Consider the following 23,186-nt stretch of genomic DNA (forward strand, 5'->3'; position numbering starts at 1 on the left):
CCGGCCGCATCTGCACCTCGGCGCGAAGCCCTTCTCAGCCAGAAGCAAACGCGGTGCTTTGCGAGCGAATGAACCTTGAAGGATCGCGCCTTTCCTCACACCCTTTCGAGTGCGATGGCGATGCCTTGGCCGACGCCGATGCACATGGTGGCGAGTGCGAGGCGGGCGTTGCGTTCCTTCAGTTCCAGCGCCGCCGTGCCGGTGATGCGGGCACCTGACATGCCGAGCGGATGACCGAGCGCGATGGCGCCGCCGTTCGGGTTGATGTGGGAAGCATCCTCGGCAAGGCCAAGTTCGCGCAGCACGGCGATGCCCTGCGCGGCGAAGGCCTCGTTGAGCTCGATGACATCGAAGTCCTGCGGTGTCAGGTTGAGCCTGGCGCAGAGCTTTTTGGTCGCCGGCACCGGGCCGATGCCCATGATGCGTGGCTCGACGCCGGCCGTGGCCGCGCCCAGCACGCGCGCGATCGGGGTGAGGCCATATTTGGCGACAGCGGCTTCCGAAGCCACGATCAGGGCGGCCGCGCCATCATTGACGCCCGATGCATTGCCCGCCGTCACCGTGCCGCCCTCCTTGCGGAACGGTGTTCCGAGCTTCGCCAGCGTCTCCACCGTGGTGCCGGCACGCGGGTGCTCGTCCTTGGAAACCACGATCGCATCGCCCTTCCTCTGCGGGATGGTGACGGCAACGATCTCTTTGGCCAGCCGGCCATTGGCCTGTGCCGCCACCGCCTTCTCCTGGCTGCGCACCGCAAAGGCGTCCTGGTCTGCCCGGCTGACGGCGAACTGTTCGGCGACGTTCTCGCCCGTCTCCGGCATGGAATCGATGCCGTACTGCTTCTTCATCAGCGGATTGACGAAACGCCAGCCGATGGTGGTGTCGTGGATTTCGGCATGGCGCGAAAAGGCGGTCTCGGCCTTGGGCATGACGAAGGGAGCGCGGCTCATCGATTCCACGCCGCCGGCAATCATCAGTTCGGCCTCGCCTGCCTTGATGGCACGCGCGGCAATCGCCACCGCATCCATGCCCGAACCGCACAGCCGGTTGACTGTCGAGCCCGGCACCGAGACCGGCAGGCCGGCCAGAAGCAGCGCCATGCGGGCGACGTTGCGGTTGTCCTCCCCAGCCTGGTTGGCGCAGCCATAATAGACATCGTCGACCGCATCCCAGTCGACACCGGCATTGCGGGCCACCAGCGCCCTGATCGGCTCCGCGCCGAGATCGTCCGCACGCACCGAGGCAAGCACCCCGCCGAACCGGCCGATCGGCGTGCGAACGTAGTCGCAGATATAGGCTTCGCTCATGTCAGATCTCCGGAACGTTCAAATTGGCGATTTCGCCTTCGACCAGCAATTCGGCGCCGGTGAGATCCTGCAATTCGCCAAGACTGAGAACGGATAGTTTTTCCCGCAGCACGAAGCGGGAATTCACGATGTCGATGACCGCAAGGCTGGTGTAGATACGCGTCACGCAACCGACCCCGGTGAGCGGCAGGCTGCAGCGCTTGACCAGCTTGGGCTTGCCGTCCTTGGTGACATGGTCCGTGATGACCGCGACACGCTTGGCGCCATGCACCAGATCCATGGCGCCGCCCACCGCCGGAACCCCTTTCGGCCCTGTGCTCCAATTGGCAAGATCGCCTGTCTCGGCGACCTCATAGGCACCGAGGATCGCCACATCGAGATGACCGCCCCGCACCATGGCGAAGCTGTCAGCGTGATGGAAGAACGCGGCCCCCGGCTTCAATGTCACCGCCTTCTTGCCGGCGTTGATCAGATCCCAATCCTCTTCTCCCGCCACCGGCGCTTCGCCGAAATTGAGGATGCCATTTTCGGTGTGGAAGATCGCCGCGCGGCCGGAGGGCTGGAACTGTGCCACCATCTCGGGAAAGCCGATGCCGAGATTGACATAGGCACCGTCTTCGATGTCCTGCGCCGCCCGCCAGGCGATCTGGGCGTTGGTGAGTTTCATGCGTATTCCTGCCTGATCAGCGCCTCTTCCTGCGCGGCGTCGCTGACCTCGACGACGCGATCAACGAATATCCCGGGTGTCACCACCTGTTCGGGATCGATGGCACCGGGCTCGACGATGGCATGCGCCTGCACCACGGTGGCGCGCGCGGCCATTGCCATCAACGGCGAAAAATTTCGCGCCGCCTTGCGGTAGGTGAGATTGCCGTGGCGGTCGGCCAGTTCAGCCTTGATCAACGCCACATCGGCCTTCAGCCAGCGCTCCTGCACATAGCTGCGTCCTTCGAATTCCGCGACCGGCTTGCCGGCGGCAAGGTCGGTGCCGTAGCTGGTGGGTGTGAAGAAGGCCGGGATGCCGGCGCCCCCGGCGCGTATGCGCTCGGCAAGCGTTCCTTGCGGCACCAGTTCCAGCTCGATCTCGCCGGCCAGATATTTCTCGGTGAAGGCGCGCGGATCGGACGAGCGTGGGAACGAACACACCATCTTCGCCACCATGCCCTCGTCGATCATGGCGGCGATACCGATGCGGCCGTTGCCGGCGTTGTTGTTGACCACGGTCAGTCGTCCCGGGCTTCCTGTCGCACGGAAACGATCGATGAGCGCGTGGATAAGCTCGATCGGCGCACCTGCGCCGCCAAAGCCACCGATCATTACGGTTGCGCCATCCTCGACGACGGCTATCGCGTTGGCAAGATCGGCCACTGTCTTGTCCATGCTGTCCTCCCGGTAGGGCGACCGCAGTATGCGACAATGGAGGGTTCCTTCAATGCAATTTGTGCGATATCGTTACTTTGTTGACTATTCGCACAAATCGAAGCGCATAGGGTGAAGCAATGTCTCTGGCGGAACGCGACATCATGGGCGGACTGGCCAAGGGTTTATCCGTCATCGAGACCTTCACGGCCGAGCGGCCTCGGCAGTCGATATCGGAAGTCTCCGCGGCCTGCGGGCTTGATCGCGCGACCGCGCGACGTTGCCTGCTGACGCTCGCCCACCTTGGCTATGCCGACTATGATGGCAAGTTCTTCACCCTGACACCCCGGGTGCTGCGCCTGGGTACGGCCTGCCTCGCCACCATGCCGCTTCCACAACTGGTGCAGCCGCTGCTTGACCGCCTGTCCGAACAGCTTGGCGAGAGCTCTTCGGTGTCGATCCTCGACGGGACCGACATCGTCTATGTGGCGCGCGCGGCGCAAAGAAAGGTGATGTCGATCGGCCTGATGCCGGGCTCTCGCCTGCCCGCCTATTGCACCTCGATGGGCCGAGTGTTGCTTGCCGCCTTGTCTGAAACAATGGCGAGAGAGATCCTCTCTCAGACGCCTCTGCTCGCGCGAACACCTCGTACGTTAACCGATCCAAAAGCCCTCTTCGCGGAATTCGCGCAGGTCAAGCTGCAAGGACACGCGATCGTCGATCAGGAGGTCGAGCTGGGTCTGCGCTCGATCGCCGTTCCGCTCTACAACTCGCGTGGCCAGACGGTAGCGGCAATGAATGTCGGTGTGGCGGCCTCGCGTACGGAAGCCGAAGAAATGGCACGGCTCTATCTTCCGGGCATGATCGGCGTCCAGGCGGAATTGCGCAAACTGATGCGCTGAGATCGCGGCGGGTCCGCATGAGCGGCCCGCCACGACATTCTACGGATCTCAGACGGAACCCGCGGAAGGGAAAGAGCCCTATTTCGGCAAATCGTGCGCCCATTTCGAGATGGCTTCGGCAACAGCAGCAGGCTGCTCCGGCATCAGCGCATGCGAGGCGTTGGGCACGGTGACCGTGGTGACGCGCTCGCCCAACTGCTTGCGTAATTCGTCCCAACGGTCGCGTGGCTTGAACGGATCTTCCTCGGGAATGATCTCCAGGATGGGTGCGGTGCCCGCTGCCCACCAGACCTTCCTCGGCACCGGCTTTTCCGACTGCATCGCGGTGACCTCCGGATACCAGCCTTTCAGCCAGCCGGTCGCGTCGTGGCCTTTCGCGAAGAAAGCGCCCTTCAGCGCAGCCAGGCGTTGCTCGTCCGGCAGGCTGAGGTTGCCGGCGAAATCGGGGGCCCACCAGACAAGCGGATTGCGCTCTGCCGTGTCGCTGGCGGAACCCGCGGCAACGACAACACCGCGCACCTTTTCGGGGTAGCGGGTGGCGGTCATGCGGGCAACGAAATGGCCATAGGCATGACCGGCGACGACGGCACGTTTATCGCCCAGAGCATCGATGACATTGGCAACGTCCTCAGCGAAATCATAGAGATCCACCCCCTTCATCGGGCCGACCGACTTGCCGATTCCGCGTGGCTGGGGCCGGAGAACCTTGAAGCCATCGGCAGCCAGTGTCTTCGAGAGCTGGTCATAATCGCCATAACTGTCCCTGCCTTGCGACGGCAGCAGGACGACAGCCGGCCCCTTGCCTTCGACAAGCACTTCGATGGCGACGTTCTTGGTGGTGACGATTTCGGTCTTGGCCTGTGCCGGCTTGCTTTCCTCGGCCATGGCGATACCCGACAGGGCTGATAACAACACGGCCGATAGGGCCATGGAAAGAAAACCAGTTCGCGACATTCCCCTCATCTGCTTTCTCCTGGTCTGGGTGAAAATTAAGGCATGGCAGCGTGCCGGCGTTGCCGAATGGTCATCGCCGGGCAACAGCTGCCCTTCGACCGAACGGGACCTTCCATGGCCCTGTTCGCGTCAGAAGCACGCTCTTGCGGTCTGCTGAAGGCTCCAGCTCCTCGCAATATTTTGGTTGATAATGTGAACTATATCGTTCACACTATCAACTATATGTCAACTGCTGCGGCAGTGCCCCACGACCCGAACCGTCTCAGCCATGCCCCGCATCCAGCTCATCGCACGAGGACAACTTGTGCCCCGGACACACCGGGACACCGGCCGAATCCTCGGCTTGACATCCAGCGCATCGAGAGTCATTCAAACAGGTGCTAGGAGACTTCCTGGCACCGCGCTCGAAAAGGCTGCGGTGCGATTTTCAAGGATTTCAAACCGGCGGATGTCATGGCGCTTTGCCACGGCAGCCGCCGGTTTTTCGTTTTGGAGGACTGGTCAGTGACCCAGATGCAGAACCGGCAACCGTCGGGCTCTCCCGATATCCCAGCCACCATCTGCGAGGCGCTCGATCGAGCTGCACTAAAGCGGCCACTGACGGAAGCCCTGGTCGGCAATGGTGACCGGATTGGTTTTGAGCGTTTGCGAACCGAAAGCCTCAAGGTCGCCCGTGGCCTTGTCGCATCGGGCATTCGCAGCGGCGACCACGTCGCGATCTGCGCAGGCAACAGCGTCGAATGGGCAATCCTGTTCCACGGCGTCGTGCGGGTCGGCGCGGTCTGCGTGCCCGTCAACACACGGTTGATGCCTGGCGAGATCCGCATGCAGCTCGAACGTGCCGATGCGCGGATGCTGCTCACGGTCGACAGCCTGCTGAGGATCGACTTCATCGCGGTATTGCGCGAGGTCTGCTCAACGGTAGACACGGCGCTTCCTTCGCCGGAGCTGCCGCTTCTGACCGATATCGTCGTCCTCGGCGATACGGCGCCGCGGACTTGCAGCCTGTATGCCGACTTCCTCGCCAAGGGTGAAGGCGTCGAACTCCCGCCCTTGCCCGAGCCGGACAATGTCGCGCTGATCCAGTTCACATCCGGCTCGACGTCTTTCCCGAAGGCGGTGCTGCTCTCCCATGCCAACATGGTGACCGACGCCCATTTCCTCGGCAAGCGCATGGGCGCTCGCGAAGGCGATCGTTATCTTTCGGCCCGCCCCTTCTTCCACGTTGCCGGCTCGACGCTCGCGGTCGTGCTGTCCGCCGTGCATGCCATCACGCTGGTGACGATGCACCGCTTCACCGGCGAGGAAGCGCTCCGGCTGATCCGGGAAGAGGCCTGCACCCTCACCTCCGGTAACGACACCATGTATCTGATGATGCTGGGCAGCCCGGATTTCGAACCGCGCTCCTATACGCTCCGCGGCGGATGGGCAGCGATAAGCCCGGCGATCATGCGCCGCGCGGTCGAGGAATTCGGCGCCGACCAGACTGTCACCGGCTACGGCCTCTCCGAGGCTTCGCCCAATATCATGGCCTCCGACCATGGCGATCCGGTCGAGGAACGCATCGCCGGCTGGATGCGTCCCCATCCCGGACTGGAAGTCCGCATCTGCGATCCGGCAAGCGGTGCCGAACTGGCCCAAGGCCAGAAGGGCGAAATTCGCGTACGCGGCTGGTGCGTCATGAAAGGCTACTACCGCGACGAACAGGCAACGCGCGAAACCATGACTGCGGACGGTTTTCTCAAGACCGGCGACATGGGCGTCATGCGCGAAGACGGCCGCGTCACCTTTGTTGGCCGGCTGAAGGAGATCATCCGTGTCGGCGGCGAGAATGTCGCGCCGGCCGATGTCGAAGATGTGCTGATCGGCCATCCGAAGATCCGCCAGGCACAGGTCTTCGCATTGCCCGATCCAAGGCTCATCGAAGTGCCCGGCGCCTATGTCGTGCCGCGCGAGGGTGAAACCGTCACCGCCGACGAGCTCCTTGCCTGGGCCAAGCCGAGGCTCGCCGGCTTCAAGCTGCCGAAATATCTCGCCGTCATCGAAAGCTTCGACATCGTCGGGCTGACCGCCAGCTCGAAGGTACCCAAGCGCCTGCTGATCGAGCACGCCAAACGGCATTTCGGCCTCGACGAAAGGGAGAAGGCTTCGTGACCACCCGCTTCACCAGGACGTTCGGCGTCGCTCACCCGATCGTCCAGGCAGGGATGAGCTGGGCTTCGTCGAACCCGGTGCTGCCCGCCGCCGTTTCCAATGCCGGCGGGCTCGGCGTACTTGCCGCCGGCCCGATGTTCGTCGAAGACTTCCGCAAGGCGCTGCGGACATTGAAAGCTGCAACCGACAAGCCCTTCGCCGTCAACGTACCGCTTTATCGGCCGCAGGCCGACGAAATCCTCGACATTGTCATCGAGGAAGAGGCGCCTATCCTCATCGCCTCGCAGGGAGGTCCGAAGAAATACCTCGCCCGCTTCCAAGGCGCCGGCATCAAATGCATCCACGTTGTCGCTTCAGAGACTCACGCACTCAAGGCACTTGAAGCGGGTGTCGACGCCATCGTCGCCGTCGGCGGCGAAGCCGGCGGTCATCCGCCACCGGAGCAGGTCTCGACGCTGGTGCTGGTCCGCGCCATCGCCAAGGCAGCGCCGGAAGCGATCCTGATCGCTGGCGGCGGCGTCGCCGATGGTGCGGGCATCGTCGCCATGCTCGCTCTCGGCGCGGACGCGGTGCAACTCGGCACACGCTATCTCGCCACCAAGGAGGCGAGCGTGCACGAGGCCTACAAGCAGAAGGTCCTCGCCGCAGGAATAGCCGACACGGCGCTGGTCGGCAGCGGCATGAGCCCGATCCGCATGGTCTGCAATGAATTCTCCGCGCGGTTCCTCGAGGCCGAAGCCGCCGGAACCGATATCGAGGCACGCCGAGCGATCTTTGCCGCCAGCTCGCTCAAGCTCGCAGCTCTCGACGGCGATGTCGCCAACGGCAAGATCGAGGCCGGGCAGAGTGCCGGGCTGATCGACGACCTCCCCGGGGCGGAGGACCTGACGCTGCGCCTGATCGCGGAATACCGCTCAACCCTTGCCCGCCTGGCGGGCCTCGACATAGCGCTGGAAAGCCGCCTGGAGCGCAGTCTGCAGGGAGTTCTTTGACGGCGTATGGATACGGTTTTCGATCATCGCGGCCAGCCCTTCGAGCCCGTCGGTCAGGCGATAGCCCAGCACCGTGCGGCGGAAGAAATCGCGCGCCAGATCCGTTACGAATGTCGCGTCGGCAGCGACGATCTCGTGGGTCCGCAAGTCGATCTCCAGCACGACACCGATCCAGGTCATGGTTTCCGACATGCCGGTACCGCGCGGCGCCTGGGCGTAGCCGCTGACGAGCACCGTGCGGTTCTCGCTCATGTCATCTCCCTCCCGGTTCGTTTGTCGCGAAAAGAAACAATCCCACCCGGCATGTCAACGCATTCGCCAGCGCTGCGACATGCCGCCGACGCGGCGGCCACATGAATGACTTCCGTGCCAGATCAGGAGCTTGAGCATGCTGGAAAGCAGATCACGACAATCCGCGGAACGCAGCACGGAAGCAGGCAGCATCCTGACTGCCCGTGTTCCCCGGCTTGCCACGGGTGAACTCACGCGCCTGCTCGGCATCTACGGGTTGTCCGGCACGTTCAAGCCTCTGTCCGGCGAGCGCGACCAGAACCTGAAGGTAACGGCCGCAGACGGGCGCCAATATGTGCTGAAGATCGCCAATGCGGCCGAGCCCGCGCAGGCGCTCGCCTTCCAGAATGCCGCGCTCGACCATTTCGCAACGGCTGATCCGTCCCTGCCGGTACCTCGTATTGTCACTTCACTGGAGGGAGCGACGATCGTGCCCGTGCACCATGACGGCGCGGTCTTCATGGCCCGGCTCGTCACGCATCTGCCGGGCGAACCGGCGCTCGATTTTCGTGCCACACCCGGCTTCCGGCACGATGCGGGTCGGCTCACCGGTCGGCTCGATCGCGCGCTCTCCGGCTTCCGGCATTCCGGCGGCCCTGCGGACATGATCTGGGACCTGCGCCACGCCGCAGCACTCGAAGATCGCATCCACCACATCGCCGATCCGAAGCGTCGTGCGATCGCCGAGACCGTCATGGCCAGTTTCAAGGCCCGTGTCGTCCCGGCCTTCGCCGGGCTGCGCAGGCAGGTGATCCACAACGACATCCACCAGAACAACATCATGCGCGACCCGGGTTCGGGCGCGATCACCGGCATCATCGACTTCGGCGACATGGTGGAAACCTGCCTCGTCAACGAGGCGGCGATCGCGATCGCACACCAGCTCTACCGTGCGCCGGATCTTCTCGGCGTCGCTTCCGAATTCCTGTCCGCCTATGCCACCGCGATGCCGCTTGAACACGCCGAAGTCGCCGTTCTCTTCGACCTCGTGAAGATGCGGCTTCTGTCCCGCGAAATCATCGCGGCCTGGCGCAGCGCCACGTCAGGCGGACCATCGCCCTACCGGGCCGACATTTCCGAAATGGGATGGGAGGCGCTGTCGCGTGCCCTGTCGATCCGTCCCGAACACGCCACAGAACATCTGGAGAAAGCCATGACCGCGCCCGCACCACGTCCAACCTCGACTGATCAAGCCTATGAAGACTTGATGACACGGCGACGGAAGGCCATGGGGCCGATGTACAAGGAGTTCTACCAGCAGCCCTTCATGCCCGTGAAAGGCGAAGGCGTCTGGGTAATCGATGCGCACGGAAAGCGATACCTCGACGCCTACAACAACGTGCCGCATGTCGGTCACTGTCACCCGCATGTCGCCGACGCGGTGGCAAGGCAGGTGCAGGTCTTCAATTCCAACACTCGCTATCCGAGCGAGCTGATCGTCGACTATGCCGAGCGGCTGACGACCACCCTGCCGGACCATCTCGACACGGCGATGTTCGTCTGCTCGGGAACCGAAGCCAACGAACTCGCCTGGCGCATCGCCACCACCAACACCGGCGGCACGGGTGCCATCGTCACCGACGCCGCCTTCCATGGCAATTCCACCATCATCGGCGCGCTCGACACGGCAACGCTTCCGCATGAACGGCTCGAACCCTGGATCGGCACCGTGACCGCGCCACGTTTCGCAGGAGCTGCCGGAGGCAACGGCAAGGCGCTGTCCTCAAGCGATTATGCCGCGACCTATGCCGAAACCATCACCGGTCTGGCGAAGCGCGGGCATTATCCGGCCGCCTTCTTCGTCTGCCCGGTCTTCGCATCCGACGGTCTCTATTCCGTGCCGGCCGGCTATCTCGATCCGGCCATCGCCGAAATCCGTCGCGCCGGCGGCCTCGTCATCGCCGATGAGGTGCAGACCGCGCTCGGCCGCACCGGTACCGATTTCTGGGGCTTCCAGCACGCCGGTATCGTTCCAGACATCGTCACCATGGGCAAGCCGATGGGCAACGGCATTCCATTGGGTGTCGTCGTCGCCCGCCGCTCGCTGGTCGAGGGCTTCCTGCGGACACAGCGCTATTTCAACACTTTCGGCGGCAATCAGGTCGCAGCCGCCGCCGGCCTCGCCGTGCTCGATGTCATCGAGAAGGAAAAACTGCAGGAGAACGCGCTCCGCGTTGGCACCTATCTGCGCGAAAACCTCGCCGGCCTGATGGCCCGCCATGCTGCGATCGGCGACGTGCGCGGCACCGGTCTTTTCGCCGGCGTGGAAATTGTCGACAGGGACAAACCAGCGCCGGCGAAAGCGCGCGCCGTCATCGAAGACCTGCTCAAACGCGGCGTGCTGGTCGGTCTTACCGGCGCCGGCAAGAACCTCCTGAAGATCCGCCCGCCGATGGTGTTTTCACGCGAGAATGCCGACCTGCTTGTCGACGCGCTCGACCAGGCGCTGGCCAAGGTCGGCTGAAGCGGACGCAGGGCAGTCCCGGGTTCGTCCCGGGACTAGAGCGTTTCCGTTTTTACGTTTTGTTTTCGCCGCATTTTTGTAACGCCAAGTGATCCCACTTGGCTACAAAATGCTCCGGGAACGGGCCAATCAAAACCCGCCGGATGGACTCCGGCGGGTTTTTGATTTGTGCAGCAGTCCCAACTGCCCGATTCAGACGGCGTAGACTTCCCTGCCTTCGAAGAAGGTCTTCAGTACCCTCGTATCGGCAATGGCGCGCGGCTCCACGGCGTGGAGATCGCGGTCGAGCACGATGAAGTCAGCCGAGAAGCCTGGCGCCAATTGACCCGTCCGGTCGCCAAGGCCCATTCCTTGCGCGCCGTTGCGCGTCATCAATGGCAGCGCCTGGTCGAGCGTGATGGCCTCGTGCGGCGAATGCGCACCCGGCAACCGGCCCGAGGGATCCGCGCGGGTGAGCAGCCCGGCCAGCGATTGCCATGGGTTCAGCTCCGGGAAGACTGTCATCCAGTCGGACCCGACCGCCATCGTCACGCCGGCCTCCAGCATGGTGCGGATCGGCCAGACCGTGGCGTAGCGCTCCTTGCCGACGACACGTTCATGCGCGAGGCTGGCGTGGTTGACGAACCACATCGGCGGATTGAGATCGGCGATGACCCGCAGCCGCTTCATGCGCGGGATATCCTCATGCGGGATGTATTGGCCATGTGCGATGTGGTGCCACGGGCCATTGTCACCGTTTTCGGCGCGGACCCGTTCGACGGCGTCGAGCACACGGCAGATGGCGGCATCGCCCACTGCATGGACCTTCACGCCGATGCCTTGCCGGTCATGCGCGGCGATCTCGGCGAAGAGTTCATCCGGCGACAGATACATTTCGCCATGTTCGTTCGTGCCGGGATAGGCCGCGATCATCGCCGCGGTCTTGAGCGACGGCACGCCGTCGAGGAAGATCTTGGCATTGCCAGCCACCATGTGCGGGCCGCATGCGGTTTCATGGCGTGTGAGGAAATCTTCCGCCTCCTTCGACCAGGTCGAACAGGTGCGGCTGGCGGACAGGTGGAATCCGGCCCATGTCGAAAGCTCGCCGGCATCGTCGAGGGCGCGGAAGGCAGCGACCATTTCCGGCGTCGACTGCGCATCGGAAAAGCCGGTGACGCCGACCGAATTGAAATAACCGACAGCCGCGCGCGCCACATCGACGATCTCGCCATCACCGAGCGCCGGGACGGCGCCACCGACGATCCACATCGCGCTTTCCTCGAGCAGGCCTGTCGCCTCGCCGTCGACGCGCACGATACGCCCGCCGGCAGGATCCGCCGTGGAAGCGTCAATGCCCGCTGCGACGAGTGCCGCTCCATTGGCAAAAGCACCGTGCAGGCTGCCATGCGTAAGAAGCACCGGACGCCCGTCGCTCGCCTCGTCGAGCAGCCGCTTCGCCTCAGTGCCGAGCTTCTCGATTTCGGCCAGCGCCGTCGCGCCATAGGCGCTGCCGGTGAGCCAAGCGCCTTCCGGCTTGCCTTCGGCTGCCTTGCGTACACGCGCAAGCACGGTCTCGAAGTCGTCGCCGGCGTCGATGGCGAAGGAGCGCAGCCGCGTCGTCATGCCGGAAATGACATGCATGTGGAAGTCGACGATGCCGGGCATGGCGAAGTGCCCACCGAGATCGACGACCGTCGTATCGGGACCGGCAAGGTCCCGAAGCTCGGCTGTCGTGCCGAGGGCGAGAATGCGACCGGAGGCATCGGTCGCGATCGCCTCGGCTGTCGGACGTTCCGGATCCATCGTCCGGATCGCGCCGTTGATGAAAAGCGTGTTGACGTTCATGTGCTCTGGCCGATCGATCAGGCTGCGGCCTTGGCATTGGCCCATGCAAGCGTCTGGTCGAGCGCTTCCCGGAATGTGTCGACGATGATGTCGATCTCCTTCGTCGTCACGATCAAGGGCGGTGAAAACGACATGGTCTCGCCGAGATTGCGGGTGACGAGGCCACGCTCCAGCGCAAAGCGCGAGCAAGCGGCAGCCGCGCCCACCGAGGCATCGAACGGCGCCTTGGTTTTCTTGTCGCGGACCAGCTCGACACCGGCCATCAGCCCGATGCCACGCACCTCGCCGACGATCGGATGGTCCTTCAGTTCGGCAAGCCGTTTCTGGAAATAGGCCCCGGTCTCGCGCGCGTTGCGGGTGGTGTCGAGTTCCTCGTAGCGGTTGAGCGAAGCGAGCGCCGCAGCCGCGCAGACCGGATGGCCGCCATAGGTGTAGCCGTGACCGAAGACGCCGACCTTGTCGGACTGCTCGCGCATGGCATCGACGATCTTTTCCGACACGATGACGGCCGAGATCGGCAGGTAGGCGGAGGACAGCGCCTTGGCGCAGGTGATCATGTCGGGCTTGTAGCCAACCGCTTCCGCACCCCAGTAGGTGCCGGTGCGTCCGAAACCGCAGATGACCTCGTCCGAAACCGTTAGCACTTCGTATTTGTCGAGCACGGCCTGGATGGCTTCGAAGTAACCTTCAGGCGGCATGACGACGCCGCCGGTGCCCATCACCGGTTCGGCGAAGAAGCCGCCGACGGTTTCCGGGCCTTCCGCAAGGATCAGCTGCTCGAGTTCATCCGCCATCCGCCTGACGAAATCGGCTTCGCTCTCGCCGGGCAGCCCCTCGCGGTAATAATGCGGGCAGGTCACATGCAGGAAGCGGTCGATCGGCAGATCGAACTCGCGATGGATGTTCGGCAAGAAGGTGAGGCTGCCGGACGCAATGCCGGTGCCGTGATAGGCGCGCTTGCGGGCAATGATCTTCTTCTTCTCCGGCCGGCCGAGCGCGTTCCAGTAATACCAGATCAGCTTGACGGCGGTGTCGTTCGCTTCCGAACCCGAGCACTGGAAGACGACACGGGACATGCCGGGCGAATTCTGGATCAGCTTCTCGGCGAGATCGATCGACGGGTTGTTGGAGCGGTGCGCGAACAGATGAAAATAGGGCAGTTCGTCGATCTGCGCCTTCACCGCCTCCTTGATAGAGGTGTCGGAATAGCCAAGCGACACGCACCACAGGCCCGACATGGCATCCAGGTAACGGTTGCCGCTGTCGTCATAGATGTAGGCGCCCTCGCCGCGCGTGATGATCAGCGGACCATCCTTCTCGTGCTGGCGGATGTTGGTCTGCGAATGTATCTGATAGCGGATGTCGCGAGCGGCAGCGGAATTGGCGAGCATGGTCATGTCTCCTGATGTTTAGCTGGCGTCGGCGGTGCCGTTGCCGACATTCTGCAGGAAGCGGTCGACGCCATTCTTCCAGCCATTGTCGGCAAGCACGCGTTCGATCGCGGCGAGTTCGATGCGGATGCCTGAATCGAGGTCTGTCCGCGAACCGAGATCGACGGACTGTTTGGTCAGTGCGATCGAGAGCGGCGGTGCCTCGGCGATCTTGAGCGCGATCGTTATGCCTTCTTCCGCAAGCTTCGACGGCTCCGCCAACCGCGCCACCATGCCAAGTGCATAAGCTTCTTCGGCCGGCATCTCGCGGCCGGTGTAGAGCAGTTCCTTGGCGCGCGACACGCCGACGACGCGCTGCAGTCGCTGCGTGGCGCCGACTGTTCCCCAATGCGCTTCCGGGAAACGGAAGCTCGCATCGCTTGCCGCGACGATGAAATCGCAGCTCATGGCGATCTCGCCGCCCGAACCGACTGTTGGCCCCTGGACCAGCGCGATCACCGGGCGGGTGCAACGCTCGATCATCGAATAGGCTTCGAAGGATGCAAGCCGGCGCTGGCGGATCCAGGCCGCATCGCGTCCCTTGCGCTCCTTGAGGTCGGCACCGGCACAGAACACCGGCCCCTCTCCCTCGACGATGACGACGCGAATATCGTGGTCGCGGTCGATTGCCCTGAAAGCCTCGGTCAAGCCTTGGCACATCGGCAGATTGAGCGCGTTGCGCGCCTCCGATCGCGAAAGAACGACGCGGGCGACCGCTCCCTCACGCTTGACCTTGACCGGTCCCGACATCAGATCACTCCTTCGCCACGCAATCTGTCTATTTCCTCGGCCTGCAAGCCGAGCATCTCGCCGAGTACAATCTCCGTGTCGGCGCCGAGTACCGGTGGCACACCGACCGAGATCTCGTCGTAGCCGGACAGCCTGACCGGAGTACGCAGCGCGCCAACCTTGCCAGCCCTGGGATGTTCGAAAGCCGCGACCATGCCCCTTGCGCCGACATGGCTATCGGCAAGGATCTCGGCGACGCTGTTGACCTCGCCAGCCGGCACGTTGGCGGCCCGCAGCGCTTCGGCAAGGTCATCGCGTTCACGCCCGGCGATTGCCGCCGTCATCGCCGCCATGACCCGCTCGCGCTGGGCGACACGTTCGGAATTGCTGTCCAGTGCCCGGTCCGCTGCGAGCGCATCGAGGCCGAGCACCGCACAGATCGCCGCCCAATGCTGATCGGAGCCCGAGATGTGCAGCCAGCGTCCGTCCGCGCATTCGAAGGCGGCGGAGGGAACACGACCGGGATGTTCGGTGCCGGTGCGCCTGGGATCCTCGCCGAGCAGGAACCAGCGGGCAGCGGCGATGGTCAGCATCGAGACCTGCACGTCGAGCATCGACAGATCGACATGGGTGCCGCGTCCCGACTGCGCACGCCCGGCAATGCCCGCCAGGACGGAGATCGCGATCCACAGACCGGATGAGAGATCGGCGAAAGGCACGCCGACCTTTGCAGGTGCCCCATCCGGATGGCCGGTCAGTGCCATGACGCCCGAAAGCGCCTGGAAGATGGTGTCGTAACCATTGCGCTCGCTGTAGGGTCCAGTCTGCCCGAAGCCGGTGCAGGACACGTAGACGAGCCTGGGATTGTCACCCGAAAGCTGTTCGTAGCCGAGCCCGAACCGCGTCATCTCTCCCGGCAGGAAGTTTTCGACGACAACGTCCGCCTTCTGCGCCAGCGAACGGGCGATCGACTGACCGTGTGGCGACTTGAGGTTGAGCGTCACCGATTTCTTGCCCCGGTTGAAGGCGAAGAAATAGCCGCTGTCGCCGCTGTCCACGCGCGGCTCGAACGAGCGCGTCTCGTCGCCGCTGCCCGGCCGCTCGATCTTGATCACCTCAGCGCCAAGTTCCGCCAGGATCTGCGTTGCCATCGGCCCCGCGAGCACGCGGCTGAAATCCAGGATGCGGATGCCATCGAGCGGTTTCACTTTTCCGTCCTCCGGAAGCCGCGCATCAGCGCGTTGACATCGCGTCCGGCGGCCATGGCGGCATCGAAAGGCAGATCGGCGACGCGATAGAACAGTGCTTTGGCCGCGGCCATCGCCATCGGATTTGCCTTCGCCCACTGGTTCGCGATCTCGAGCGCGGTGTCGATCACCGCGTCCACCGCGACGATACGGTTGGCGAGGCCGAGCGCCTGTGCCTCCTCGGCGCCGATCAGCCGGCCAAGGCTCACCATCTCGAAGGCAGCCTTGCGTCCGAGCTGCCGCTGCAGCCCGGTCATGACGAGGGCCGGCACGATATCGTGCTTGAGTTCGGGATAGCCGAATTTGAGGTCAGCTCCGGCCACCATCATGTCGCAACCGATCGCCAGGCCGGCACCACCGCCCACTGCTGCCCCCTGTACCGCCGAGACGACAGGCTTCTTCATCTCCTGCAGCCTGGATTGGAGCCGGCAGGTCAGATCGGCACGGGTTAACACACGATGCTGCTGGTCCGGCGTCAGGTCCTTGAACTCGGAGAGATCGGCGCCGGCGCAGAATCCCTTGCCTTCACCGGCAAGCACGACCGCGCGTACCGTGTCTTCACCATCCGCCGCGTTCAATGCATCGAGCAGTCCCTGGGTCAGCTCCGTATTGAGGGCATTGAGCTTGTCGGGCCGGTTCATGCGGATGATCCGCACGGCATCCCGGTCCTCGACAATGATGCAGTCCGGCATATCAATCCTTTCACGCATTCTCATGGACCCCGGCATCCGATGTCGCGAACCCTGCCCGCGCCACCTTGCTGTCGAGCTGGCGCCCAAGCACCTGCTCGCAAAGGCGCGAGGCGACCATCACCTTGTCGAGATCGAGCCCGGTCGAAATGCCGTCCATCTCGAACAGGTTGACCAGATCTTCAGTGGCCACATTGCCGGCACGGCCCGAGCCGTAGCGGATCTTCGTCGGATGGCCGCCGACACCGCCGAAGGATGAATCGAAATGGCGACAGCCGGCGTCGTAGGCCGCGACGCAGTTGGCGATGCCAACACCACGCGTATCGTGGAAATGACCGACGCAGATCACATTGGGGGCCGCTTCAGCCAGAAGACGAAAGAGCTGCCCGACCTTGACTGGTGTACCGAGCCCGGTGGTGTCGCCGATCGTCACGATCCCGACGCCATGCTTTGCAAAGCGCAGCACATCCTCGACGACACGCTCCGGTGGGACCGCGCCCTCGAACGGACAGCCAAGCGCCACTGAGATGACGCCGACGAGCCGAAACCGGTCGCCGGCCGCCTCTACCATCTCGGCGATGCGCGCCCACTGGCCGTCGCGCGATGTGCCGAGGTTGCGCTGCGTGTGAGATTCGGTGGCCGAGGCGAGCAGGCTCACTTCGTTGGCGCCATGTCCGGCCGCGAGATCGGCCACCGCCCGTTCGACGCCGGTCAGGTTCGGCACTGTTGCCTTGTAATAGACGCCGGGACGCCGCCTGATGCCGGCGAGCACGTCTCCCGCATCGCCAAAGGCCGGCACCTTGCCGGGATGCGAATAGCTCGTCGCTTCGATGCGCGGGAAACCTGCTTCGGTGAACGCGTCGATCAGCGTGACCTTGTCGGCAGTGGCCACAAAAGCAGGCTCGTGCTGCAGGCCGTCGCGCGCGAAGCACTCGCAAATGACGACGTCGGTGCTCATTTGCGATCCTCTCGGCCGCGCAGCAAGTGCGAGCCGACGAGCAGGACGATCGAGAGCCCGATCAGCAGCGAGGAAATCGCCGCGACGGTCGGATCGATCTGATCGCGGATGTTGGCGAACATCAGCCGGGTCAGCGTCGCGTTCTGCCCGCCGGAGATGAACAGCGCGATCACGACCTCGTCGAAGGAGGTGACGAAGGCGAAAAGCGCACCCGACATCACCGAAAGACGAATCTGCGGTAGCGTCACGGTGAGAAACGCCCAGGGACGGGAAGCGCCGAGGCTTTGGGCGACACGCTCCTGGTTCATGTCATAGCTGGCAAGGCCGCTCAGCACCGCGATGACCACAAAGGGCAACGCCAGAACCGTGTGCGCCATGACCAGGCCGGTCGTCGTGCCGTTCAGACCGATCTTGGCGTAGACGAGGAAGCAGCCTATGGCGACGAGGATCAGCGGTACCAGCATCGGCAGCATGAAGACGCCGCGGGCCAGCGACGAGGCCGCCCCATAGGCCCGTGAAATCCCATAGGCCGCCAGCGTGCCGAAGGTCGTTGCAAAGATGGTCGTCAGCAGCGCTGCGCGCAGCGACACGAAGGTGGCTGCGCGCCACTCGGACGAGCCGAGATAGGCCTCATACCACTGCAGGCTCCAGCTTCTGGGCGGAAACTCCAGATATTTGCTGCCTGAGAAGGACATCGGGATGACGATCAGGCAGGGAATGATCAGGAAGGCGAAGACCAGCGCCACCAGCATGTAGAGCCAAAGCCTTTGGAAATGCGTGATCTGGGTCTCTGTCGCGGGGCGGTCGAGCATCAGCGTACGCCCTCGAAACTGTCGACCCTGAACAGCCGTTTGAAGACGTAGAGGATGATGCCTGTGACCACCAGGAGCACGACGCCGAGCGCGCTCGCCGCACCCCAATTGCCGTAGACGGAGATGTTGTTGGCGATCTGCATCGCCCACATCGCGACGCGTCCGCCACCGAGCAGCGCCGGCGTGACGAAGAAGCCGAGGCAGAGCACGAAGACAAGGGCGACGCCGGCTGCAAGCCCGGGCAGCGACATCGGCAGGAAGACCTGGCGGAAAGCTTGCGAAGGCGTGGCCCCGCAATTGGCTGCAGCGCGCATATAGACCGAGTCGATCGCCCGCATCGAAGCATAGAGCGGCAGGATCAGGAACGGCAGCATGACATGCACCATGCCGATCACGGTGCCGAGCATGTTGTGGACCAGCGGCAGCGGTGTGGAGATCACCCCGGCATCGATCAGCCACGTGTTCACCAGTCCGGTGCGCTGGAGGAGCACGAGCCAGGCATAGGTGCGCACCAGCACCGAAGTCCAGAATGGCAGCACCACGAAGATCATCAGCAGTCCCGCGGTACGCTCGGAAAGCTGTGACAGGAGATAGGCAACGGGATAGCCGAGGAGCACGCAGACCAGCGTCACCAGGCCCGCCACCTCGAAGGTTGAGATAAAGGTACGCACATAGATGGGCTTCAGCATGCGCATATAGTTTTCCAGCGTCGGCTCCCCGGAAGGTCCGAAGAAGGAAAGCCAGAACAGCCAGCCGATTGGCAGGATCAGGACAAGGAAGATCAGGATCGCGCCCGGCAGCGTCAGCGAAGCCAGCGCACGACGTTCGCGGCTGCCCTGTCGCCTCAAGGCATCGGCATTGGGGTCGGCATCGGTGATGCCCGGGTGATTGAGCACCATCGTCATGACTTGTCCGCCACCAGGATCGTGTGTTCGCGGTCGAGCCACAGCTGAATCGGCTGCCCGCGTTCCGGCAGGTCCTTGCCGCCGATATCCGGGCTGCGGCGCAGATCGAGTTCGATGCCATCGGGCATCCGAACCGTGATCAGATAGCTGTCGCCCTGATAGATGACGTCGGTCGCCTCGGCTTCGATCCTGTTCGCGGTCTCGGTCTCGTCGCCCTTCCAGCGCAGTCGCTCCGGGCGGATGATGAGCCAGGGCTTGTCGCTGTCGCCGCCCTTCCAGTCGTCACGCGTCCGCAGCGGACGGCCGTAGAGGAGCGCGCCAGAGGCACCCGTCTCGACCGGCAGGAAACGGGTCTCGCCGATGAAATCCGCCACGAACTTGTTCTTCGGTCGATCGTAGATCTCGTCTGGCGTTCCGAGTTGCACGATCTTGCCGCCGTTGACCACCGCGATGCGATCCGAGAGCGTCAACGCCTCGCGCTGGTCGTGCGTGACATAGACCGTGGTCGTTCCCAACCGGTCGTGCAGCCGCTTCAGTTCGAGCTGCATGTGCTCGCGCAGTTTCTTGTCGAGTGCCGAAAGCGGCTCGTCCATCAGCAGGATCGAGGGTTCGAAGACGATGGCGCGCGCCAGCGCCACGCGCTGGCGTTGACCGCCCGAGAGCGCGTTGACGCCGCGGTCGGCGAGATGCGCCATCTGGACAAGGCCGAGCGCTTCCTCGACACGCCGGTCGAGTTCGGCGCCGGACACGCCACGCAAACGCAGCGGATAGCCGACATTGCGGCGCACGCTCATATGGGGGAACAGCGCATAGTTCTGGAACACCATGCCCAGATTGCGCTTGTGCGGCGGCAGCAGCAGGAATTCGGCACCGTCCAGGGTGATAGAGCCGGAATCCGGACGTACAAAACCCGCAAGCACATTGAGAAGCGTCGTCTTGCCGGATCCTGAAGGACCGAGCAGGGTCAGGAACTCGCCCGGCGCGATATCGAGCGACACGTCATCGAGTGCGAGAAAGCTGCCATAGGCTTTTCGGATGTTTCGGATTTCGACCCTGCCGGGCATCGCGGCCTCCTTGTAAACGGTCGGCATTCGCTACGCGCTCAAGCGTGAACGCAGCCAAAACGCATCTTGCGACCGACGACGGAACGCGTCGAGCACTTCGGTCCGGCTCGGCTGTTGGCTGGCTTTCCCTACAAAGGTCGTTGGCAACATCATTGACAATCCACCGATACAAAGACGTTCAGAGATCGCCGCACCGCTGGTGCAGCGTTAGGGTCGGTGGAAGGCGGATCACCGAAGATCCACCTTCCGGACTTCTAGGATGCGAGACCTACTGGACGATCAGGTTCTTGAAGTCTTCCTGGACATCCTGGATGTTTTCGGACCACCAGGTCGGCTGCATGGTGACCTGTTTTGCCGCGTTTTCCGGCGAGGCGTTCGACTGGGTGAGCACATCGGCGGAAAACTGCTTTGCCTCGAAGGCTTTCTTGTTCGAGGGTCCGTAGTAACCCATCATCGTCGGAATGCGCGCCTGGATCTCGGGCGAGACGATGTTGGCGACGAGTTTCTGTGCAGCCGCCACGTTCTTCGAGCCCTTCAGGATCGCGACACAGCCAAAGCCGATGACGCCGTCCTGATAGGTGAATTTGACAGGCGCGCCATCAGCGATGACGCCGGCGATGCGGCTGCCCCAGATCGCCTCCATGTCGACTTCGCCGTCCTTGAGGAGTTGCGCGGACTGGGCACCCGAGGTCCACCACACCGAGACGCTGGGTTTGATCTTCTCGAGCGCCGCCAGCGAACGTTTGGTGTCGAGCGGATAGACCTTGTCACGCTCGACGCCGTCACCGAGCAACGCGATTTCCATCATCTCCTGCGGGTAGACGCTGAGTGCGCGGCGACCGGGGAATTTCTCGACATCCCAGAAGTCCTTCCAGTCCTTCGGCGGATTGTCGCCATACTTGTCCGTGCGCCAGGCGAGAACGACGGAATAGGTATTCGTGGCGATCCAGTCCTTGGCGCGGACGCCTTCCGGAATACCGTCTCCATTGACCACCGAGTAGTCGATCGGCTCGAACAGGCCTTCGGCGGCACCGATGGCGCAGTCTTCTGCGCCGAGATGCGCGACATCCCAGCCCGGCGCGCCGGACTGCACCTGGACACGCACGGCAGCGATGCCGTCATGCGATTCCGTTCTGAGTTCGGCACCGATTTTCTCAGCCGATGGCTTGAACAGCGTTGCCGTCAGGTCTTCCTGAACCTTGCCGCCAAGCCCGGCAAGCGTCAGCGTATCCGCGGCCATTGCCGCGGTCGAGAATACGGCCCAGGCCGTTGCTGTGATAAGTCCGCGTTTGACAGACTTGTGCATCTTCATCTCTCCCATTGATGACACACAATTGACGTTGATCGGCGGTCACATCTTTCTGTTAAGGCTCAGGCCGCCGCGTCCTTGAGCCCCAGTTCACTGATGAACTTCGTCTGGAAGAAGGCTTCGAGGCCTTCACTCCCGCCTTCGCTGCCATAGCCACTCTCCTTGACGCCGCCGAACGGCGTCTCCGGCGCGGCAATGCCGAAGTGATTGATCGAGACCATGCCGGACTCCAACCGTTCGCCGAGCAGCGTCGACGTGCGCTCCGAGCGTGTGAAAGCGAAAGCGGCGAGGCCGTAGGGAAGGCTGTTCGAACGCGCGATCGCATCGTCCAGACTGGAAAAGGAAGCAATTGGCGCGAGCGGACCAAACGGCTCGTCGACCATCAGGCGCGCATCGTCCGGCGTATCGACAAGCACGGTCGGCGCGAAGAAATTGCCCTGGTTGCCGATACGCTTGCCGCCGGCAAGCACCTTGGCGCCGCGGCTCTCGGCATCCGTGACGAAAGCCTGCATCGCGTCGAGGCGACGGGAATTGGCAAGCGGCCCCATCTGCACGCCCGTCTCCGTACCCGGACCAACCTTCAGGTTTTCCGAACCGGCGACGAAGGCATCGACGAAACGCTTGTAGTGCCGCTCATGCACGTAATAGCGGGACGGCGCGGCGCAGACCTGACCGGCGTTGCGGTATTTCAGGAACAGGCCGAGTTTGACGGCTTCTTCCGGATCGGCGTCCTCACACACGATGAAAGGCGAGTGTCCGCCGAGTTCGAGCGTCGCCCGCTTGACGTGAGCGGCCGCCAGCTGGCCGAGATGCTTGCCGACCGGAATGGAGCCGGTGAACGAGATCTTGCGGATCTGCGAGGCAGGAATGAGGTATTCCGAGATCTCGGCCGGCACCCCGAAGACGAGGTTGACGACGCCGGCCGGAATGCCGGCATCCTCAAAGCAGCGGACCAGCTCGATCGGCGAGAACGGCGTCTCCTCCGGGCATTTGATGATGATCGTGCACCCCGCAGCCACCGCGCCTGCGATTTTGCGCACGGCCTGGCTTACGGGGAAATTCCAGGGCGAGAAGCCGGCGACGGGACCAACCGGCTCCTTGACCACGATCTGGCGTACGCCAGGTGCACGCGCCGGAATAAGCCGGCCATAGGCGCGGCGCCCTTCTTCGGCGTACCAGTCGATATGATCGGCCGAGCCGATGGTCTCGCCAAGCGCCTCGGCAAGCGGCTTGCCCTGCTCGCGCGTCATCAGGGCGGCAATGGCCGGCGCACGCTCGCGCAACAAGTTGGCAGCCTTGCGCAGCAGCTTCGAACGGTCATAGGGCGAAACCAGCCGCCATTCGAGAAAGGCGCGCCGGGCGGCGGATAGCGCTCGGTCGAGATCGGCCGCGCTGGCATGCGTCACCGAAGCAAAGGCTTCACCGGTCGCCGGATCGATGACCTTGCCGGATCGTCCCGAACTCCCCTCGCACCATGCGCCATCGATGAACAGCTTCGCCAGTTCCATCCGTATTCCTCAATTCCAATTTAGTTGATTTCGTAAACTATGTAGTTCACATCGTCAACTATCTTGAGTGAAAATATCTCAACCCCGCCGCATATTCTGTGAGGCTGCGATCAGGCCGGTGATTTGTCAGGAAACTTGGAGAGGCGGCAGGGACAGGTGACTAGAGCGTTTCCGTTTTCACGGAAACGCGGAAACGCTCTAGGTTTTGTTTTCGCCGCATTTTTGTAACGCCAAGTGATCCCACTTGGCTACAAAATGCTCTAGCGCACGACCCCGAAATCAAAAACAGAC

20 protein-coding genes are annotated in these 23,186 nt (G+C 63.4%); 4 read left to right on the top strand and 16 right to left on the bottom strand.

The window, feature by feature from the left end:
• Positions 1-95: 95 nt before the first annotated feature.
• Genes pcaF through ACFWXH_RS27875 form a run of 3 tightly spaced genes read right to left on the bottom strand, consistent with a single transcriptional unit; the run spans position 96 to position 2,684 of the window.
• The gene (gene pcaF / locus ACFWXH_RS27865) at positions 96-1,304 is read right to left on the bottom strand and encodes a 3-oxoadipyl-CoA thiolase (protein ID WP_379124681.1); all 1,209 of its coding nucleotides are present in this window, start codon (positions 1,302-1,304) and stop codon (positions 96-98) included.
• A gap of 1 nt (position 1,305) precedes the next feature.
• Positions 1,306-1,971, bottom strand: coding sequence for a 3-oxoacid CoA-transferase subunit B (locus ACFWXH_RS27870; RefSeq protein WP_379124682.1), 666 nt, complete (start codon positions 1,969-1,971; stop codon positions 1,306-1,308).
• The gene (locus ACFWXH_RS27875; RefSeq protein WP_379124683.1) at positions 1,968-2,684 is read right to left on the bottom strand and encodes a 3-oxoacid CoA-transferase subunit A; all 717 of its coding nucleotides are present in this window, start codon (positions 2,682-2,684) and stop codon (positions 1,968-1,970) included. The genes ACFWXH_RS27870 and ACFWXH_RS27875 overlap by 4 nt, the downstream gene beginning before the upstream one ends.
• A gap of 119 nt (positions 2,685-2,803) precedes the next feature.
• Here ACFWXH_RS27875 and ACFWXH_RS27880 point away from each other — a divergent pair, with 119 nt between their 5' ends.
• Positions 2,804-3,565 carry an IclR family transcriptional regulator gene (locus tag ACFWXH_RS27880; RefSeq protein ID WP_379124684.1) on the top strand — a complete coding sequence of 254 codons (762 nt, stop codon included), beginning with the start codon at positions 2,804-2,806 and terminating at the stop codon, positions 3,563-3,565.
• A 78-nt stretch (positions 3,566-3,643) separates the two neighbouring features.
• On the opposite strand, the gene ACFWXH_RS27885 is transcribed toward ACFWXH_RS27880, so the two are convergent.
• Positions 3,644-4,528, bottom strand: a complete 885-nt coding sequence (locus ACFWXH_RS27885) for an alpha/beta fold hydrolase (RefSeq protein ID WP_379124685.1) — start codon at positions 4,526-4,528, stop codon at positions 3,644-3,646.
• A 504-nt stretch (positions 4,529-5,032) separates the two neighbouring features.
• On the opposite strand from ACFWXH_RS27885, the gene ACFWXH_RS27890 reads away from it, so the two are divergent.
• Both ACFWXH_RS27890 and ACFWXH_RS27895 read left to right on the top strand, forming a co-directional pair.
• Positions 5,033-6,673 (top strand): class I adenylate-forming enzyme family protein, encoded by a 1,641-nt coding sequence (locus ACFWXH_RS27890; RefSeq protein WP_379124767.1) that lies wholly within the window; start codon positions 5,033-5,035, stop codon positions 6,671-6,673.
• Positions 6,670-7,665, top strand: a complete 996-nt coding sequence (locus ACFWXH_RS27895; RefSeq protein ID WP_379124686.1) for an NAD(P)H-dependent flavin oxidoreductase — start codon at positions 6,670-6,672, stop codon at positions 7,663-7,665. The genes ACFWXH_RS27890 and ACFWXH_RS27895 overlap by 4 nt, the downstream gene beginning before the upstream one ends.
• On the opposite strand, the gene ACFWXH_RS27900 is transcribed toward ACFWXH_RS27895, so the two are convergent.
• A complete protein-coding gene (locus ACFWXH_RS27900; protein ID WP_379124687.1) occupies positions 7,588-7,917 on the bottom strand; it encodes a DUF3870 domain-containing protein in 330 nt (109 codons plus the stop codon). The genes ACFWXH_RS27895 and ACFWXH_RS27900 overlap by 78 nt on opposite strands.
• 136 nt (positions 7,918-8,053) lie before the next feature.
• Here ACFWXH_RS27900 and ACFWXH_RS27905 point away from each other — a divergent pair, with 136 nt between their 5' ends.
• On the top strand, positions 8,054-10,420 hold the full coding sequence (locus tag ACFWXH_RS27905; protein ID WP_379124688.1) for an aminotransferase class III-fold pyridoxal phosphate-dependent enzyme: 2,367 nt from the start codon (positions 8,054-8,056) through the stop codon (positions 10,418-10,420).
• A 192-nt stretch (positions 10,421-10,612) separates the two neighbouring features.
• On the opposite strand, the gene ACFWXH_RS27910 is transcribed toward ACFWXH_RS27905, so the two are convergent.
• The 11 genes from ACFWXH_RS27910 to ACFWXH_RS27960 form a co-directional block, all read right to left on the bottom strand.
• A complete protein-coding gene (locus ACFWXH_RS27910; RefSeq protein ID WP_379124689.1) occupies positions 10,613-12,289 on the bottom strand; it encodes an amidohydrolase in 1,677 nt (558 codons plus the stop codon).
• Entirely contained in the window at positions 12,262-13,641 is a 1,380-nt protein-coding gene (locus tag ACFWXH_RS27915; RefSeq protein WP_379124690.1) for an aminotransferase, read from the bottom strand. The genes ACFWXH_RS27910 and ACFWXH_RS27915 overlap by 28 nt, the downstream gene beginning before the upstream one ends.
• 12 nt (positions 13,642-13,653) lie before the next feature.
• The gene (locus tag ACFWXH_RS27920) at positions 13,654-14,424 is read right to left on the bottom strand and encodes an enoyl-CoA hydratase/isomerase family protein (RefSeq protein WP_379124691.1); all 771 of its coding nucleotides are present in this window, start codon (positions 14,422-14,424) and stop codon (positions 13,654-13,656) included.
• A complete protein-coding gene (locus tag ACFWXH_RS27925) occupies positions 14,424-15,611 on the bottom strand; it encodes a CaiB/BaiF CoA transferase family protein (RefSeq protein ID WP_379124692.1) in 1,188 nt (395 codons plus the stop codon). Before ACFWXH_RS27925 ends, ACFWXH_RS27920 begins: the two co-directional genes overlap by 1 nt.
• The gene (locus ACFWXH_RS27930; protein ID WP_379124693.1) at positions 15,608-16,360 is read right to left on the bottom strand and encodes an enoyl-CoA hydratase/isomerase family protein; all 753 of its coding nucleotides are present in this window, start codon (positions 16,358-16,360) and stop codon (positions 15,608-15,610) included. The genes ACFWXH_RS27925 and ACFWXH_RS27930 overlap by 4 nt, the downstream gene beginning before the upstream one ends.
• Positions 16,353-17,297: a hydroxymethylglutaryl-CoA lyase gene (locus ACFWXH_RS27935; RefSeq protein ID WP_379124694.1), complete on the bottom strand. Its 945-nt coding sequence runs from the start codon at positions 17,295-17,297 to the stop codon at positions 16,353-16,355. Before ACFWXH_RS27935 ends, ACFWXH_RS27930 begins: the two co-directional genes overlap by 8 nt.
• Positions 17,294-18,109: an ABC transporter permease gene (locus ACFWXH_RS27940; RefSeq protein WP_379124695.1), complete on the bottom strand. Its 816-nt coding sequence runs from the start codon at positions 18,107-18,109 to the stop codon at positions 17,294-17,296. The genes ACFWXH_RS27935 and ACFWXH_RS27940 overlap by 4 nt, the downstream gene beginning before the upstream one ends.
• The gene (locus ACFWXH_RS27945) at positions 18,109-19,014 is read right to left on the bottom strand and encodes an ABC transporter permease (RefSeq protein ID WP_379124696.1); all 906 of its coding nucleotides are present in this window, start codon (positions 19,012-19,014) and stop codon (positions 18,109-18,111) included. The genes ACFWXH_RS27940 and ACFWXH_RS27945 overlap by 1 nt, the downstream gene beginning before the upstream one ends.
• Positions 19,011-20,078, bottom strand: a complete 1,068-nt coding sequence (locus tag ACFWXH_RS27950) for an ABC transporter ATP-binding protein (RefSeq protein ID WP_379124698.1) — start codon at positions 20,076-20,078, stop codon at positions 19,011-19,013. Before ACFWXH_RS27950 ends, ACFWXH_RS27945 begins: the two co-directional genes overlap by 4 nt.
• 268 nt (positions 20,079-20,346) lie before the next feature.
• Positions 20,347-21,384, bottom strand: a complete 1,038-nt coding sequence (locus ACFWXH_RS27955; RefSeq protein ID WP_379124700.1) for an ABC transporter substrate-binding protein — start codon at positions 21,382-21,384, stop codon at positions 20,347-20,349.
• A 65-nt stretch (positions 21,385-21,449) separates the two neighbouring features.
• Positions 21,450-22,895, bottom strand: coding sequence for an NAD-dependent succinate-semialdehyde dehydrogenase (locus ACFWXH_RS27960; protein ID WP_379124701.1), 1,446 nt, complete (start codon positions 22,893-22,895; stop codon positions 21,450-21,452).
• Positions 22,896-23,186 lie beyond the last annotated feature (291 nt).

It is taken from the genome of Mesorhizobium sp. NPDC059054 (assembly GCF_042739215.1).
Lineage (GTDB): Bacteria > Pseudomonadota > Alphaproteobacteria > Rhizobiales > Rhizobiaceae > Mesorhizobium.

What these genes read in the sequence shown, in the direction of transcription:
- pcaF (WP_379124681.1), bottom strand. Translation starts at nt 1,304, where the DNA reads ATGAGCGAAGCCTATATCTGCGACTACGTTCGCACGCCGATCGGCCGG.
- ACFWXH_RS27870 (WP_379124682.1), bottom strand. Translation starts at nt 1,971, where the DNA reads ATGAAACTCACCAACGCCCAGATCGCCTGGCGGGCGGCGCAGGACATC.
- ACFWXH_RS27875 (WP_379124683.1), bottom strand. Translation starts at nt 2,684, where the DNA reads ATGGACAAGACAGTGGCCGATCTTGCCAACGCGATAGCCGTCGTCGAG.
- ACFWXH_RS27880 (WP_379124684.1), top strand. Translation starts at nt 2,804, where the DNA reads ATGTCTCTGGCGGAACGCGACATCATGGGCGGACTGGCCAAGGGTTTA.
- ACFWXH_RS27885 (WP_379124685.1), bottom strand. Translation starts at nt 4,528, where the DNA reads ATGAGGGGAATGTCGCGAACTGGTTTTCTTTCCATGGCCCTATCGGCC.
- ACFWXH_RS27890 (WP_379124767.1), top strand. Translation starts at nt 5,033, where the DNA reads ATGCAGAACCGGCAACCGTCGGGCTCTCCCGATATCCCAGCCACCATC.
- ACFWXH_RS27900 (WP_379124687.1), bottom strand. Translation starts at nt 7,917, where the DNA reads ATGAGCGAGAACCGCACGGTGCTCGTCAGCGGCTACGCCCAGGCGCCG.
- ACFWXH_RS27905 (WP_379124688.1), top strand. Translation starts at nt 8,054, where the DNA reads ATGCTGGAAAGCAGATCACGACAATCCGCGGAACGCAGCACGGAAGCA.
- ACFWXH_RS27910 (WP_379124689.1), bottom strand. Translation starts at nt 12,289, where the DNA reads ATGGGCCAATGCCAAGGCCGCAGCCTGATCGATCGGCCAGAGCACATG.
- ACFWXH_RS27915 (WP_379124690.1), bottom strand. Translation starts at nt 13,641, where the DNA reads ATGACCATGCTCGCCAATTCCGCTGCCGCTCGCGACATCCGCTATCAG.
- ACFWXH_RS27920 (WP_379124691.1), bottom strand. Translation starts at nt 14,424, where the DNA reads ATGTCGGGACCGGTCAAGGTCAAGCGTGAGGGAGCGGTCGCCCGCGTC.
- ACFWXH_RS27930 (WP_379124693.1), bottom strand. Translation starts at nt 16,360, where the DNA reads ATGCGTGAAAGGATTGATATGCCGGACTGCATCATTGTCGAGGACCGG.
- ACFWXH_RS27935 (WP_379124694.1), bottom strand. Translation starts at nt 17,297, where the DNA reads ATGAGCACCGACGTCGTCATTTGCGAGTGCTTCGCGCGCGACGGCCTG.
- ACFWXH_RS27940 (WP_379124695.1), bottom strand. Translation starts at nt 18,109, where the DNA reads ATGCTCGACCGCCCCGCGACAGAGACCCAGATCACGCATTTCCAAAGG.
- ACFWXH_RS27945 (WP_379124696.1), bottom strand. Translation starts at nt 19,014, where the DNA reads ATGACGATGGTGCTCAATCACCCGGGCATCACCGATGCCGACCCCAAT.
- ACFWXH_RS27950 (WP_379124698.1), bottom strand. Translation starts at nt 20,078, where the DNA reads ATGCCCGGCAGGGTCGAAATCCGAAACATCCGAAAAGCCTATGGCAGC.
- ACFWXH_RS27955 (WP_379124700.1), bottom strand. Translation starts at nt 21,384, where the DNA reads ATGCACAAGTCTGTCAAACGCGGACTTATCACAGCAACGGCCTGGGCC.
- ACFWXH_RS27960 (WP_379124701.1), bottom strand. Translation starts at nt 22,895, where the DNA reads ATGGAACTGGCGAAGCTGTTCATCGATGGCGCATGGTGCGAGGGGAGT.